This is a genomic window from Pseudomonas sp. KCJK9016, assembly GCF_046231795.1.
GTDB classification, from domain to species: Bacteria; Pseudomonadota; Gammaproteobacteria; order Pseudomonadales; family Pseudomonadaceae; genus Aquipseudomonas; species Aquipseudomonas bananamidigenes.
Genome location: NZ_JBJJMM010000010.1, coordinates 134,868 through 149,150 on the forward strand (window position 1 = coordinate 134,868; position 14,283 = coordinate 149,150).

13 protein-coding genes are annotated in these 14,283 nt (G+C 61.1%); 4 read left to right on the top strand and 9 right to left on the bottom strand.

Translation table 11 applies throughout. The features are described from left to right. Positions 1–85: 85 nt before the first annotated feature. The 5 genes from pyk to gcl all read right to left on the bottom strand — a co-directional run bounded on the left by pyk (position 86) and on the right by gcl (position 6,598). The gene (gene pyk / locus ACK6BI_RS12310) at positions 86–1,501 is read right to left on the bottom strand and encodes a pyruvate kinase (protein ID WP_409317259.1); all 1,416 of its coding nucleotides are present in this window, start codon (positions 1,499–1,501) and stop codon (positions 86–88) included. After that, entirely contained in the window at positions 1,498–2,772 is a 1,275-nt protein-coding gene (locus ACK6BI_RS12315; RefSeq protein ID WP_409317260.1) for a glycerate kinase, read from the bottom strand. Before ACK6BI_RS12315 ends, pyk begins: the two co-directional genes overlap by 4 nt. A gap of 154 nt (positions 2,773–2,926) precedes the next feature. After that, positions 2,927–3,820 (bottom strand): 2-hydroxy-3-oxopropionate reductase, encoded by an 894-nt coding sequence (locus ACK6BI_RS12320; protein ID WP_409317261.1) that lies wholly within the window; start codon positions 3,818–3,820, stop codon positions 2,927–2,929. Between the two features lie 43 nt (positions 3,821–3,863). Then, positions 3,864–4,646: a hydroxypyruvate isomerase gene (gene hyi, locus ACK6BI_RS12325; protein ID WP_409317262.1), complete on the bottom strand. Its 783-nt coding sequence runs from the start codon at positions 4,644–4,646 to the stop codon at positions 3,864–3,866. A 176-nt stretch (positions 4,647–4,822) separates the two neighbouring features. Further along, positions 4,823–6,598: a glyoxylate carboligase gene (gcl, locus tag ACK6BI_RS12330; protein ID WP_409317263.1), complete on the bottom strand. Its 1,776-nt coding sequence runs from the start codon at positions 6,596–6,598 to the stop codon at positions 4,823–4,825. 268 nt (positions 6,599–6,866) lie between these two features. Between gcl and ACK6BI_RS12335 the strand changes: the two genes are divergently transcribed. Then, on the top strand, positions 6,867–7,307 hold the full coding sequence (locus ACK6BI_RS12335) for a heme-binding protein (RefSeq protein ID WP_065261085.1): 441 nt from the start codon (positions 6,867–6,869) through the stop codon (positions 7,305–7,307). 215 nt (positions 7,308–7,522) lie between these two features. Further along, positions 7,523–7,981, top strand: a complete 459-nt coding sequence (locus ACK6BI_RS12340) for an REP-associated tyrosine transposase (protein ID WP_409317316.1) — start codon at positions 7,523–7,525, stop codon at positions 7,979–7,981. 99 nt (positions 7,982–8,080) lie between these two features. Here ACK6BI_RS12340 and ACK6BI_RS12345 read toward each other — a convergent pair whose 3' ends face one another. Beyond that, entirely contained in the window at positions 8,081–8,686 is a 606-nt protein-coding gene (locus ACK6BI_RS12345) for a TetR/AcrR family transcriptional regulator (RefSeq protein ID WP_409317264.1), read from the bottom strand. 134 nt (positions 8,687–8,820) lie between these two features. Between ACK6BI_RS12345 and ACK6BI_RS12350 the strand changes: the two genes are divergently transcribed. Further along, complete coding sequence (locus tag ACK6BI_RS12350; RefSeq protein WP_409317265.1) at positions 8,821–9,735, top strand: DUF808 domain-containing protein; 915 nt, start codon at positions 8,821–8,823, stop codon at positions 9,733–9,735. Positions 9,736–9,800: 65 nt separating this feature from the next. Here ACK6BI_RS12350 and ACK6BI_RS12355 read toward each other — a convergent pair whose 3' ends face one another. Continuing rightward, positions 9,801–10,589 (bottom strand): VacJ family lipoprotein, encoded by a 789-nt coding sequence (locus ACK6BI_RS12355; protein WP_065261081.1) that lies wholly within the window; start codon positions 10,587–10,589, stop codon positions 9,801–9,803. Then, the gene (locus ACK6BI_RS12360; RefSeq protein WP_065261080.1) at positions 10,582–11,880 is read right to left on the bottom strand and encodes a serine/threonine protein kinase; all 1,299 of its coding nucleotides are present in this window, start codon (positions 11,878–11,880) and stop codon (positions 10,582–10,584) included. Before ACK6BI_RS12360 ends, ACK6BI_RS12355 begins: the two co-directional genes overlap by 8 nt. A 223-nt stretch (positions 11,881–12,103) precedes the next feature. Here ACK6BI_RS12360 and ACK6BI_RS12365 point away from each other — a divergent pair, with 223 nt between their 5' ends. Continuing rightward, positions 12,104–12,472 (top strand): hypothetical protein, encoded by a 369-nt coding sequence (locus ACK6BI_RS12365; protein ID WP_409317266.1) that lies wholly within the window; start codon positions 12,104–12,106, stop codon positions 12,470–12,472. Between the two features lie 104 nt (positions 12,473–12,576). Here ACK6BI_RS12365 and ACK6BI_RS12370 read toward each other — a convergent pair whose 3' ends face one another. Further along, positions 12,577–14,172: a beta (1-6) glucans synthase gene (locus tag ACK6BI_RS12370; protein ID WP_409317267.1), complete on the bottom strand. Its 1,596-nt coding sequence runs from the start codon at positions 14,170–14,172 to the stop codon at positions 12,577–12,579. Positions 14,173–14,283: the final 111 nt, after the last annotated feature.

Here is a 14,283-nt window from a genome sequence, read left to right on the forward strand (position 1 = left end):
TTGAATCTTTGTTCAGTCATCGAGTTTGTGGTGCACACAAATCAACTGTGGGAGCGAGCCTGCTCGCGAAGAGGCCGGTGAGGCGCTAAATCAATGTTTCGATCCGCAGCGAATTAGTCGACCCCGGCTGACCAAACGGCACACCCGCGGTGATCAGCAACGTATCGCCACGCTCGGCCATTCCTTGAGCCTGAGCGATTTCCAGCGCGGTCGAGCACACTTCGTCCACCTGGCGCAGGCGATCATTGACCACCGAGTGAATACCCCACGCCACGCTCAAGCGGCGAGCGGTCTGCAGGTTCGGCGTCAGGTTGAGAATCGGCGCCTTCGGCCGTTCCCGCGATGCGCGCAGGCTCGATGCGCCGGACTCGCTGTAGTTGACCAGCACCGCCACCGGCAGCACGTTGCTGATGCGGCGAATCGCGCAGCTGATGGCATCGGACACGGTCGCTTCGGCTTTCGGCCGGCTGACGTCGAGCTGGGTCTGATAGTCCGGACCGTTTTCGACCTGGCGGATGATCTTGCTCATCATCTGCACGGCTTCCAGCGGGTATTCGCCGGACGCGGTTTCTGCCGACAGCATCACCGCATCGGCGCCTTCGGCCACGGCGTTGGCCACGTCGGTGACTTCGGCGCGGGTCGGGGCCGGGGAGAAGCGCATCGACTCAAGCATCTGCGTCGCTACCACCACCGGTTTGCCGAGCTGACGGCAGGTGGTGATGATGTTTTTCTGGATCTGCGGCACGCTTTCGGCCGGCACTTCTACGCCCAGGTCACCACGGGCCACCATGATCGCGTCGCTCAGCTCGGCGATTTCACGCAGTTGCTCGACGGCCGACGGCTTCTCGATTTTCGCCATCAGGAACGCCTTGTCACCGATCAGCTCGCGGGCCTCGATGATGTCTTGCGGGCGCTGTACGAACGACAGCGCGACCCAATCCACACCCAGTTCGAGACCGAAGCTCAGGTCGCGACGATCCTTGGTGGTCAGCGGGCTCAGGTCGAGCACGGCCTGCGGCACGTTCACGCCTTTGCGATCCGACAGTTCGCCACCGTTGAGCACGGTGGTGTCGATCGCGTCGCTGTATTTGGTGACGACCCGCAGACGCAGTTTGCCGTCATCGAGCAGCAGATCCATGCCGGCTTCCAGTGCCGCGATGATCTCCGGATGCGGCAGGTTCACCCGGCGTTCGTCGCCCGGTGTCGCGTCCAGATCGAGGCGAAAAGCCTGACCTCGATGCAGTTGCACCTTGCCGTCAGCGAACTTGCCGACCCGTAGTTTCGGCCCCTGCAAGTCCATCAGGATGCCGAGCGGATAGTTGAGCTGGCGCTCGACTTCGCGGATCCACTGATAGCGCTTGGCGTGGTCGGCGTGATCGCCGTGGCTGAAGTTGAGGCGGAAGATGTTGACCCCGGCCTCGACCAGCTCGCGGATGTCTTCGATGCCGTCGACGGCAGGCCCGAGGGTGGCGAGGATTTTGACCTTTTTGTCAGGCGTCATGATTTGGAACTCTCGAGGATCAGAATGGCGCGGAAGTCGTTGACGTTGGTGCGGGTCGGCTCGGTAACGATCAGCGCATCGAGCGCCGCGAAGTAGCCGTAGCCGTTGTTGTTGTCCAGCTCGTCGCTGGCGCTCAGGCCCAGGGCGGCGGCGCGTGAGTAGCTGTCCGGGGTCATGATCGCGCCGGCGTTGTCTTCCGAGCCGTCGATGCCGTCGGTGTCACCGGCCAGTGCATAGACGCCGGGCTGGCCCTTGAGGTTGTCGGTAAGGCTGAGGAGGAATTCGGCGTTGCGTCCGCCACGACCATTGCCGCGCACGGTCACCGTGGTTTCGCCGCCGGAGAGAATCACGCACGGTGCCGCCAGGGGCTGACCGTGATGAATGATCTGGCGCGCGATACCGGCGTGGACTTTCGCCACTTCCCGGGATTCGCCTTCCAGGTCGCCGAGGATCAGCGTGCTGAAACCGGCCTGACGGCATTTCACCGCTGCAGCATCCAGCGATTGTTGAGGGCGGGCGATCAACTGGAAGTGACTGCGGGCCAGGCTCGGGTCACCGGGTTTGACGGTTTCCGATTCCGGGCTTTGCAGCCAGGTGCGCACGGAAGCCGGAATTTCGATGCCGTAGCGCTTGATGATCGCCAGTGCTTCGGCGCTGGTGCTCGGGTCGGCCACGGTCGGGCCGGAGGCGATGACCGTGGCGAGGTCGCCCGGTACATCGGAAATTGCGTAGGTATAAACAGTTGCCGGCCAGCAGGCCTTGCCCAGGCGTCCGCCCTTGATCGCCGAGAGGTGCTTGCGTACGCAGTTCATCTCGCCGATGGTCGCGCCGGATTTGAGCAGGGCTTTGTTGATCGACTGTTTGTCGGCCAGGGTGATGCCTTCGGCCGGCAGCGCCAGCAGGGCAGAGCCGCCGCCGGACAGCAGGAAAATCACGCGGTCCTCTTCGGTCAGGTTGCTGACCAGTTCCAGTACGCGTTTGGCCACGGCCAGACCGGCAGCGTCCGGCACCGGATGCGCCGCTTCGACCACTTCGATTTTTTCGCACGGGGCGCCGTGACCGTAGCGGGTCACCACAAGGCCCGAGACTTCACCTTCCCAGCAGCGCTCGACCACTTGTGCCATGGCAGCGGCGGCCTTGCCGGCGCCGATGACGATCACGCGACCTGTGCGGTCGGCCGGCAGATGGGCTTCGAGGACCTGGTTCGGATGGGCCGCGTCGATGGCTGTGGCAAACAGCTCGCGCAGCAGTTGTTGCGGATCGACCGACATGGCGGGCTCCCGGAATTCTTGTTATTGGGGGATGCGTACCTTGTGGGAGCGAGCCGGCTCGCGAAGACGGTGTGTCAGTCAACAGATCCGTTGAATGTGAATCCGCTTTCGCGAGCAGGCTCGCTCCCACAGGTTTGATGCGGTTTGGCAGGGCTTACTGCTTGTCGCGAATCGAGAAATTGGCCATGTGTTCCAGGCCCTTGATCAGCGCCGAGTGGTCCCAGTTGCTGCCACCGATGGCCGCGCAGGTGCTGAACACTTGCTGGGCGTTGGCGGTGTTCGGCAGGTTGATGCTCAGCTCCTTGGCGCCTTGCAGGGCCAGGTTCAGGTCCTTCTGGTGCAGGCTGATGCGGAAGCCCGGATCGAAGGTGCCCTTGATCATGCGCTCGCCGTGCACTTCGAGGATCTTCGAGGAGGCGAAACCACCCATCAGCGCTTCACGCACCTTGGCCGGATCAGCACCGTTTTTCGAAGCAAACAGCAGGGCTTCGGCGACGGCCTGAATGTTCAACGCAACGATGATCTGGTTCGCCACCTTGGCGGTCTGACCGTCGCCATTGCCGCCGACCAGGGTGATGTTCTTGCCCATGGCCTGGAACAGCGGCAGCGCGCGTTCGAAGGCATCGGCATCGCCACCGACCATGATGCTCAGGGTCGCGGCCTTGGCGCCGACTTCACCCCCGGACACCGGGGCGTCGAGGTACTGCGCGCCTTTTTCGTTGATCTTCGCGGCGAACGCCTTGGTGGCGGTCGGCGAGATCGAGCTCATGTCGATCACCACCTTGCCTTTGCCGATACCGGCCGCAACACCGTCGGCGCGGAACAGCACGTCTTCGACCTGCGGGGTATCCGGCACCATGACGATGATGAATTCAGCTTCCTGGGCCACTTCTTTCGGGTTGGCCAGGGCGACGGCGCCAGCGGCGACCAGATCGGCAGGCGCGGCGTCGTGGTGCGCCGACAGGAACAGGCTGTGACCGGCTTTCTGCAGGTTCGAAGCCATTGGGTGGCCCATGATGCCGGTGCCGATAAATCCGATTTTAGCCATGAGAAATTCCTCTTGTTTTTGTCTTGCTCAAGCAAATGGGGGGTCAGATCGCGTTATGGGTCTTCAGCCAGCCGAGGCCCGCTTCAGTGGTGGTCAGCGGTTTGTATTCGCAGCCGACCCAACCCTGATAACCGATGCGATCGAGGTGTTCGAACAGGAAGCGGTAGTTGATCTCACCGGTGCCTGGTTCGTTGCGGCCCGGGTTGTCGGCCAGTTGCACATGGTTGATTTCGGCCAGGTGCGATTGCAGGGTGCGAGCCAGATCGCCTTCCATGATTTGCATGTGATAGATGTCGTATTGCAGGAACAGGTTGGCGCTGCCGACCTGTTCGCGAATCGACAGGGCCTGCGCCGTGTTGTTGAGGTAGAAACCCGGGATGTCGCGGGTGTTGATCGCTTCCATCACCAGTTTGATGCCGACGGCTTGCAGCTTTTCGGCGGCGTACTTGAGGTTGGCGACGAAGGTCTTTTCAACGGTGGCATCGTCCACGCCCTGCGGACGGATACCGGCCAGGCAGTTGACCTGGGTGTTGCCCAGTACCTGGGCGTAAGCGATGGCCAGATCGACACCGGCGCGGAACTCTTCGACCCGGTCCGGCAGGCACGCGATACCGCGCTCGCCCTTGGCCCAGTCACCGGCCGGTAGGTTGAACAGCACTTGGGTCAGACCGTTGGCGTCGAGCCTGGCCTTGATTTCGGCAGAGTTGAAATCGTACGGGAACAGGTACTCGACACCGCTGAAGCCTGCCTTGGCGGCGGCGTCGAAACGGGCAAGGAAATCCTGTTCGGTGAACAGCATGGACAGGTTGGCTGCGAAACGCGGCATGGTGGTCTCCCGTAAATCTTGTGAGGTTCCCCTTGTGGGAGCGGGCTTGTGTGGCGAGGGAGCTTGCTCCCGTTCGGCTGCGAAGCAGTCGCAAAGCTTTCGGGGACGCTTCGCACCCTGGCGGGAGCAAGCTCCCTCGCCACATGGCCCGCTCCCACAGGGAGAGCAATCAGCAGTTAATCGAGCAGCGAAATCGCCGTTGGCGCATCGTTACCGACCAGCGCCAGGTCTTCGAATTCGTTGACGGCGTTGATCTCGGTACCCATGGAGATGTTGGTCACACGCTCCAGAATGATTTCGACGATCACCGGCACCTTGAACTCTTCGATCAGCTCTTCGGCCTTGCGCAGGGCAGGGGCGATGTCGGCCGGTTCGAACACACGCAGCGCCTTGCAGCCCAGGCCTTCGGCGACGGCGATGTGGTCGACGCCATAACCGTTGAGTTCCGGCGCGTTCAGGTTATCGAAGGACAGCTGCACGCAGTAGTCCATTTCAAACCCGCGCTGGGCCTGGCGGATCAGACCCAGATACGAGTTGTTCACCACGACGTGGATGTACGGCAGATTGAACTGAGCGCCGACCGCCAGTTCTTCGATCATGAACTGGAAGTCATAGTCCCCCGACAGGGCCACGACTTTCCGGTCCGGATCGGCCTTCACCACGCCCAGCGCTGCCGGAATGGTCCAGCCCAACGGGCCGGCCTGGCCGCAGTTGATCCAGTGACGCGGCTTGTAGACGTGCAGGAACTGCGCGCCGGCAATCTGCGACAGACCGATGGTGCTGACGTAGCAGGTGTCCTTGCCGAACACCTGGTTCATTTCTTCGTAAACGCGCTGCGGCTTGACCGGCACGTTGTCGAAGTGGGTCTTGCGTTGCAGGCTGGACTTGCGCTGCTGGCAGTCTTTCAACCATGCGCTGCGATTTTTCAGTTTGCCGGCGGCTTGCCATTCACGGGCGACTTCGATGAACACGGTCAGCGCGGCAGCGGCGTCGGACACGATGCCCAGGTCCGGGGTGAACACGCGGCCGATCTGGGTGCCTTCGATGTCGACGTGAATGAACTTGCGGCCTTCGGTGTAGACATCGACCGAACCGGTGTGACGGTTGGCCCAGCGGTTACCGATGCCCAGTACCACGTCGGATTTCAGCAAGGTGGCGTTGCCGTAGCGGTGCGAAGTCTGCAGACCGACCATGCCGACCATCAGCGGGTGATCGTCCGGGATGGTGCCCCAGCCCATCAGAGTCGGGATGACCGGGATGCCGGTCAGCTCGGCGAACTCCACCAGCAGGTCACTGGCGTCGGCGTTGATGATGCCGCCACCGGCCACCAGCAATGGACGCTCGGCCTGATCGAGCAGTGCCAGGGCCTTTTCAACCTGCACGCGAGTGGCGCTCGGCTTGGCCAGCGGCAGCGGCTGGTAGGCGTCGATATCGAATTCGATTTCGGCCATCTGTACGTCGAACGGCAGGTCGATCAGCACCGGGCCCGGACGGCCGGAGCGCATTTCATAGAAGGCTTTCTGGAACGCGTAAGGTACCTGGCCCGGCTCCAGGACAGTGGTCGCCCACTTTGTCACCGGCTTGACGATGCTGGTGATGTCGACGGCCTGGAAGTCTTCCTTGTGCATACGGGCACGTGGCGCCTGGCCGGTGATGCAGAGAATCGGGATCGAGTCTGCGGAGGCGCTGTACAGACCGGTGACCATGTCGGTGCCGGCCGGGCCGGAGGTGCCGATGCACACGCCGATGTTACCGGCCTTGGTGCGGGTGTAGCCCTCGGCCATGTGCGAGGCGCCTTCAACGTGGCGAGCGAGGACGTGATCGATGCCACCGACTTTCTTCAGGGCGGAATACAGCGGGTTGATCGCAGCACCCGGAATGCCAAAAGCGGTATCGACCCCTTCACGGCGCATCACCAGAACGGCGGCTTCGATTGCTCTCATTTTGCTCATGGTTTTGTGCCTCTTTACGTTTTGTAATTGTATACAAGTGGCTTTGCGCAGAGTGTATTCACGGCGGACGGCGCAGGTCAATCCATTTTCTCAAGCGCCTGTTTCATTCGTCGGAAGCCGATTCTGCTGTGGCTTTTCGTCGCATGGGGCGCTTTTCGAGAATTATTGTATACAAAAAAATAATTCATTGTGTTCTATTTGTGGCATCGGGCTGCGGCACAAACGCGCAGTCCAACGGCTTTCCCAATAACAAAATGAGGACGGCACCATGAGCGCTTTAACCTTGAAAGTTGCAGTCAATCTGGTCAACGAAGCCATCAGCGCAGGACGGGCCATTTCCGCTGCGCCGCTGACCATCGCGGTACTGGACACCGGCGGCCACCTGATCACCTTGCAACGCGAAGACGGCGCCAGCCTGCTGCGCCCGAACATCGCCATCGGCAAAGCCTGGGGCGCCATCGCCCTGGGCAAGGGCTCACGCCTGTTGGCTCTGGACGCACAACAACGCCCGGCCTTCATCGCCGCACTCAACAGCATGGGGCAGGGCAGCGTCGTTCCGGCACCGGGCGGTGTGTTGATCCGAGATCAGGCGGGTAACGTGCTGGGAGCGATCGGCATCAGCGGCGATCTGTCGGATGTCGATGAGCAGGTGGCGATCAAGGCTGTAGAGGCCCTGGATCTGCGGGCGGATGCGGGGGTGGCGGCTTGATATTCGGCGTTTGAACTGACGTCATCGCGAGCACGCTTGCTCTCACTCTGGATTCAAAGATTGGACATAAAATGTCTGAACACCTCAAATCCCCTGTGGGAGCGAGCCTGCTCGCGAAGGCGGTCTCAAGTACACATTTTGCTAATAGCCTGTCTGACCTTCAGCCCTGCGCAAGACTAGTCTGTTCATGCACAGAACATGAAAAAGACAAAGGAATGTCGGATCTATCAGCTTCACATCGCCTGCGCATCGGCCGCTTCTCCGAACCTCATCGTATTTATCTGCTGACCACCAATACTGCACGCCGGGTACCGGTATTCAGCGACTTCATGCTTGGGCGGCTGGTTGTCAGCCAATTTCGAGCCGCACAGGAGGAGGGCTTTGCCAATTCACTGGCATGGGTTGTCATGCCTGACCATTTCCACTGGTTGATCGAGCTCAAAAGAGGATCTCTGGGGGAATTGATGCAACGAACCAAATCACTGAGCACCAAGGCAGTGAGCCGTGTCACCGGTCTCAAGGCTGGACTCTGGCAGCAGGGATATCATGACCGGGCACTGCGTAAAGAGGAGGATCTGGTGAAGTTGGCACGCTACGTCGTAGCCAATCCGTTGCGGGCTGGCCTGGTCGAAAAGCTGGGCGACTACCCATTGTGGGACGCGATATGGGTTTGAGCTGGAACCGTGTCGCCACCATTCGCGAGCAGGCTCGCTCCCACATTGAGTTTGTGGCGTCCACCAATTCCCTGCTCGCGATGCGGTCAGTTCGATCTGTCAGTCCGGCTCGCAGCCTTTGAGCACCAACCGAATGATGGTTTGCGCCGCGGCCTCATAGTCCGCTTCATCCAGCTTTTCCTTGCCGGTCACGGCGGAGATCTGCCAGTCGAAGTCGGCGTAGGTCTGGGTCGCGGCCCAGATGCTGAACATCAGATGGTTGGGGTCGATCGGGGCGATCTGGCCGCGGTCGATCCAGATCTGGATGCAATCGATGTTGTGTTTGGCCTGGCTGTTCAGTTGCTCGACCAGGTCGGCGCTCAGGTGCGGGGCGCCGTGCATGATCTCGCTGGCGAACACCTTCGAGGCAAACGGCAGGTCACGGGAGATGCGGATCTTGGAGCGGATGTAGCCGCTCAGCACTTCGCTCGGTACACCGTCCGGGTTGAACGGGGTCGAAGCCTGCAGGATCGGCACGATGATGCTTTCCAGCACCTCGCGGTAGAGGTTTTCCTTGGACTTGAAGTAGTAGTAGACGTTGGGCTTGGGCAATCCCGCCTTGGCGGCGATGTCGCTGGTTTTGGTCGCAGCGAAGCCCTTGTCGGCAAACTCTTCACTGGCGGCACGCAGGATCAGTTCTTTGTTGCGCTCGCGGATTGTGCTCATAAACCCGGTGGTTCCTTGCCTGTTCTGGCGGTTGCGCATGGTAGCACCGGCCTCGCGCGGCGCTCAACAATGCACCGTGCGGCCCGCAGTCACGGTATGCTGCGCTGCATTATTCACATAAGGAAACAAGGTTCATGGCAGGAAGCAGTTTGCTGGTGCTGATCGACGACATCGCCACCGTGCTGGACGATGTGGCGCTGATGAGCAAAATGGCCGCCAAAAAGACCGCCGGCGTGCTCGGCGATGACCTGGCGCTCAATGCCCAGCAAGTCTCTGGCGTACGCGCCGAGCGGGAAATTCCCGTGGTGTGGGCGGTGGCCAAGGGTTCGTTCGTCAACAAATTGATCCTGGTGCCGTCGGCGCTGGCGATCAGTGCCTTCGTGCCATGGCTGGTGACGCCGTTGTTGATGGTCGGCGGCGCCTATCTGTGCTTCGAGGGCTTCGAAAAACTCGCACACCCGTTACTGCACGGCAAGGACGAAGATCAGGCCGGGCATGCGCAACTGACCGAAGCGGTGGCCGATCCAGCGACCGATCTGGTGGCCTACGAGAAGGACAAGATCAAAGGCGCAATCCGCACCGACTTCATCCTCTCGGCGGAAATCATCGCCATCACCCTCGGCACCGTGGCCGAGGCTTCGCTGACCCAGCAAGTGATCGTCATGTCGGGCATTGCCGTGGTCATGACCGTGGGCGTTTATGGTCTGGTAGCCGGTATCGTCAAGCTCGACGACCTCGGCCTGTGGCTGACGCAGAAGCCCGGCGCTGCAGCTAAACGCATCGGCAACGCCATCCTGCGCGCCGCCCCCTACATGATGAAAGGCCTGTCGGTGATCGGCACGGCAGCCATGTTCCTGGTGGGCGGCGGGATCCTGACTCACGGTATTCCCGTGGTGCATCACTGGATCGAAAGCGTGGGTGCAGCAGCGGGTAGCGCAGGGTTTGCGGTACCGGTGTTGCTCAATGGCGTGGCGGGCGTTGTTGCGGGAGCGGTGGTGCTGGCTGTTGTCTCGGTCGTCGGCAAGCTCTGGAAAGCACTGAAGGGCTGATTTTCTACTCAATGAAAAAGGCCATTGGATCCCCATCCAATGGCCTTTTTTTGTGGCTGCCGGTTTTACTCGGCGATCTGCAGCTTGCGCGATTCGGTGTACACGTAGCGCACCTTCTCGTATTCGAACGGCGAGTTCATCTGACCGTAGCGGAAGTGGGTCTGATAACGCTTGTCGACGGCGCGCAGGGCCCAGATTTCCGGATGGTTTTCGCTGACTTTCGACACGTTCAGGTAGTTGATCGCCGATTCGGCGGTGTAGTCCACGGCCAGACCTGCGGTGTCGCGCAGGTTCGACGGGCCGAGGATCGGCAGCACGAAATAGGCACCGCCCGGTACACCGTAGAAGCCCAGGGTCTGGCCGAAGTCTTCGTTCTGGCGCGGCAGGCCCATGGCGGTGGCCGGGTCCCACAGGCCGGCAATGCCGATGGTGGTGTTGAGCAGCAGGCGCGCAGTGGTTTCCATCGAGCGCTTGCCCTTGAACTGCAACAGGCTGTTGACCAGATTCGGTACGTCGCCAAGGTTGTTGAAGAAGTTGCTCACGCCGGTACGCACGAAGCTCGGCGTGATGTAACGATAACCATCGACCACCGGCAGGAACACCCATTGGTCGAAGCGGTAGTTGAAGTGGTAGACCCGGCGGTTCCATGACTCCAGCGGGTCATACACGTTCAAGGCGTTGAGCGTCGAGCGCTCGAACTCGCGCTGGTCCAGACCCGGGTTGAACTTGAGTTTGGACAGGGGCTCCTTGAAGCCGTCACTGTCGACCACCACCGGTGCGTTGGCTTTGCTGTTGTCGGCCTGGGCCACGCCTGCACAGAGTAACGCTGCAAACAGCAGGAGATATTTAGCCACGGAAGAACTCCAGCATGGCGTCGCTGTTGACGCGGTAGTTAAGGTTGCCGCAATGGCCGCCCAGTGGGTAAACCGTCAGCCGATCGCCGAAGGTCTTGCGCAGGAAGCCGAGGTCGCCCGGGCCGAGGATCACGTCGTCGGCGTTGTGCATCACGGCGATTTTCGGGCTGTCGTGCAAGTAGTCCTTGAGGGCGTACAGGCTGACCTGATCGATCAGTTGCAACAGACTGCCGCCGTCGGTGCGGGCACGCCACATCGGGATCACCTGTTCGGTCAGGTAGCAGTCGAAGTCGCATTGCAGCGCACGCTTGAGGAACGGCGTGAGGCTGGTGCCTTCGGTGATCGGGAATTTCGGCGGAGTGATCAGGCCCCGACGGTTGATCAGGTCCGAGGTGAAGGCAATGTCCGCCGCCGAGAAGCGGAACGAGGTGCCGATCAGCATCGCCATCTGCTCGTTGCTCAGGTGCTGCTTTGACTGCTGGAAGTCATAGAGCAGCGCGTCGTTGAGGTCGATGTAGCCTTTCTGCTGGAAGTAACGGGTCAGCTTGGCCAGCACCAGTTCATAGAAGGTGGTGCTGTTGTTGATGCCCTTGACCTCGGTCTGCACCAGCTTGTCGAGGTTGGTGATCGAGGTGTACAGGTTGACCGGCGGATTGAGCAGCAGGACTTTCTTGAAGTTGAAGCTGCGGCGGGTTTCGTCCAGGTGGGCAACGAACGCTGCGTCCAGCGCACCGAGGCTGTAGCCGCTCAGGTAATAGTCGGTGACCGGCACTTTCGGGTTTTGCGCGCGCACGGCCTGCATCACCCGGTACATGTCTTCGGCGTCTTCCTTGGTCACGCCGGGGGTGGCGAAACGCGAGGCGGCGCTCATGAAGTCGAAACTGGTGGGGGAGGACAGCTGCACCACATGGTAGCCGGCCTTGTAGTAGAGCTTTTTCAGGTATTCGTTGAGGCTGCTGTCATAGCGCGCGCCGGTACCGGCAATCAGGAAGATCAGCGGGGCCGCCTTGTCCTGGGTGGCGATGCGGTAGGTGAGCTTTTTCACTGCCCAGAAATTGTCCGGCAGGATGAACTCGCGTTCCGGACGCAGGGTGATGCTGCGGTCGCTCTGATGGATGTCGTCGTCCGACGGCAACTCCGGACGCAGGTCCGGCGGCGTGGTGGCGATGGTCGCTTCGAACGGGTTGGTCAGGGGAAAGCCATAACTGGCGGCATCGATATCCACCGCCAGCGCGGACGCACTCAGAATAAGGCCGCCAAACAGGGCGGCGAAGCGCAAGGATCGGAGCATGAGTGAATCCCTTAAAGAAAGGTGCCGAATGAGGTTCGCAGGCTATGACCACTGGGTTTGCGCCAAAGTGCCGTGCCGCGGCACCCAACTGACGGAATTCGGGGTAATAGTAGCCGGACGATACACGTTGCACCGATCGAAAGACCAGTTAAGAGTTGTTAGTTCTTGCACATGGCGGGCAGGCGATTAAGCTGGCCGCCGATTTCATCGATTGGAGTGTTCCATGTCCCGCCGCTTGCCCGTGATTCTGCTGCTTGTTCTGTTGCCGTTATGGCTGGCCGCCAGTTACGGCGCGCGTTATGGCTTCATGGAAGACGCGCAGTGGGTGGGCATCTGTGTGGATGAGGCGAGTCGTTGGGAATGTTCGGTGCGTTCGAACCTGGGCCTGATGATTCATTTCCAGATACTCGGCTGGGCGGCGGTCGCGGCTGCAGTGATCGGTTTTGTCCTGCCCGGACGGGCAGGGTGGTGGCTGGCGGTGCTGGCGCTGGTGTTCGGGTTGCCGGCGCTGGCGTTGTACAACACCACGCTGGCGGTGTTTGCGGTGGTGATTGCGGGATTGCGACTGGTGCGGGAATCTCGCAGCGTCTGACAGTCAGTCATCGCGGGCAAGCCGGCTCCCACAGGTTCTGTGCCTGCACTGATCAAGTGTGGGAGCTGGCTTGCCAGCGAAGAGGCCGGTTCAGCCTCTGAAGATCAGCGGTTGCGAACCCGCAGGCAGCGCCACAACGCCGCCACCATCAGCAGGCTCACCAGTGCCCAGCCCCACGCCTGCTGGTTCTGCAATCCTTCACGGAACAGCTGCGGCGCAATACCCGCACCGATGATGAAGGTCAGCAAGGCGATTTCCCGACGCGGGACGTTCACCGGATGGCACAGATAGACCAGCGCCGGCAGGATGAACGCCATGCTCGCGAAGCTGCGATAGCGCGGGTCGAACACCATCTCCAGCATCATGATCGCGCCGGCAAAACCGGCGGCCGCTACCAGCCAGCCGGCCCGGCGTTCGAACAGGGCGAAGGCGCGTTCACGCCAGCCATGGCGGGCGCTCAAGGTCAGCGCGGCGTGGGCCAGGATCAGCAGATTCAGCGCAGTCAGCAAGCCGACCCACAGCCATTCGCTGGTGAACCGCGTGGTCACGCGCGCCAGATCGCCCCAGGCACCGATGGAGCAGGCGGCCAGCGCGCCGAGCAGCGGCAGGATCAGGGCGCTGCGGGTGGTACGCACGCGACCGGCCAGCAGCAGCGTGCCAAGGAAAATCAACCCGCCGACGCCCAGCCATTCTTTCCAGTACGGCACGTTGGTCACCGGCCCGGCGAGTACACCCTTGTCCTGGCGATCGGCATCGAACAGCCCCCAGTAACCGCCGACCGCACCTTCGCTACCGCGTTTCCATGGCTGATCGAAAGCTTCGATCAGGTTGTAATGCCAGCCTTGCTGTTCGGCCAGCGTGACAAAACCCCGAATGAACCTGGCTTCGTTGACCCGGCTTGGCAGCGCGGTCTCTCGCTGACGGCCTTCGCTTGGCCAGCCGGTTTCGCCAATCATCACGTCCTTGGGCGCGAATTTGTTGCCGAACACCTGGCGCACATCTGCCACGTGTTGCAGGGCAGTGTCGATGTTCGATGGATCGTCTTCCCAGTACGGCAGCAAATGAATGGTCAGGAAATCCACCGCCGGTGCGACTTCCGGATGCTTGAGCCAGAACTCCCAGACATCGGCATAGGTCACCGGCTGCCTGATGTGGCTTTTGACCTTGTTGATCAGCCTGGCCAGTTGCGCACCGGTCACTTCCTTGCGCAGCAAGGCTTCGTTGCCGACGATCACGGCGCTGACCACATCCGGGTTGGCGTTGGCCGAAGCGATCAGCAGGTCGACTTCTTTTTCAGTGTCCACCGGGTTGCTGTTGACCCAGGCGCCGATCATCAACTTCAAACCATGCTTGCGCGCCAGCTCCGGCAGGGCTTCGAGGCCGGCCATGGAATAGGTGCGGATGCATTCGAAGCGGGTGGCGAGCAGGGCAAGGTCGGCGTCCATGCGCTCCGGGCGCAACTTGAACGGCACGTCGAACGGCGACTGATCCTTGTCGAACGGCGTGTAGGACGCGCACTGCAACTTGTGGGTCGGGGTGGTGACATCCGGCAGGATCACCGGTTTGCCAAGGCCGTACCAGAAACCGCAAAGGGCGAACAGGCCGAGCAGGCAGGCGAACAGATAGGGAAAAAGGGGAAAGCGGGAAGTCGCGGACATGGTCAGGCCGAGTGGCTGCAAAGCGACGCATGTTACCTGCATTTATAGAGGGGTGGTGGTCCGGATGATTTTGACATGCAAAGTTCGAGCGGATTGTCTGGCGCCAAATATTCAGACGCAGTTAATGGCTTTCTGATGTCGTTTCTCGTTGCT

Excerpts from the sequence above, each read along its gene's own strand:
- ACK6BI_RS12320 (WP_409317261.1), bottom strand. The coding sequence starts at position 3,820 with ATGGCTAAAATCGGATTTATCGGCACCGGCATCATGGGCCACCCAATG.
- hyi (WP_409317262.1), bottom strand. The coding sequence starts at position 4,646 with ATGCCGCGTTTCGCAGCCAACCTGTCCATGCTGTTCACCGAACAGGAT.
- ACK6BI_RS12315 (WP_409317260.1), bottom strand. The coding sequence starts at position 2,772 with ATGTCGGTCGATCCGCAACAACTGCTGCGCGAGCTGTTTGCCACAGCC.
- ACK6BI_RS12335 (WP_065261085.1), top strand. The coding sequence starts at position 6,867 with ATGAGCGCTTTAACCTTGAAAGTTGCAGTCAATCTGGTCAACGAAGCC.
- pyk (WP_409317259.1), bottom strand. The coding sequence starts at position 1,501 with ATGACGCCTGACAAAAAGGTCAAAATCCTCGCCACCCTCGGGCCTGCC.
- ACK6BI_RS12345 (WP_409317264.1), bottom strand. The coding sequence starts at position 8,686 with ATGAGCACAATCCGCGAGCGCAACAAAGAACTGATCCTGCGTGCCGCC.
- ACK6BI_RS12340 (WP_409317316.1), top strand. The coding sequence starts at position 7,523 with ATGTCGGATCTATCAGCTTCACATCGCCTGCGCATCGGCCGCTTCTCC.
- ACK6BI_RS12360 (WP_065261080.1), bottom strand. The coding sequence starts at position 11,880 with ATGCTCCGATCCTTGCGCTTCGCCGCCCTGTTTGGCGGCCTTATTCTG.
- ACK6BI_RS12370 (WP_409317267.1), bottom strand. The coding sequence starts at position 14,172 with ATGCAGGTAACATGCGTCGCTTTGCAGCCACTCGGCCTGACCATGTCC.
- ACK6BI_RS12365 (WP_409317266.1), top strand. The coding sequence starts at position 12,104 with ATGTCCCGCCGCTTGCCCGTGATTCTGCTGCTTGTTCTGTTGCCGTTA.
- gcl (WP_409317263.1), bottom strand. The coding sequence starts at position 6,598 with ATGAGCAAAATGAGAGCAATCGAAGCCGCCGTTCTGGTGATGCGCCGT.
- ACK6BI_RS12350 (WP_409317265.1), top strand. The coding sequence starts at position 8,821 with ATGGCAGGAAGCAGTTTGCTGGTGCTGATCGACGACATCGCCACCGTG.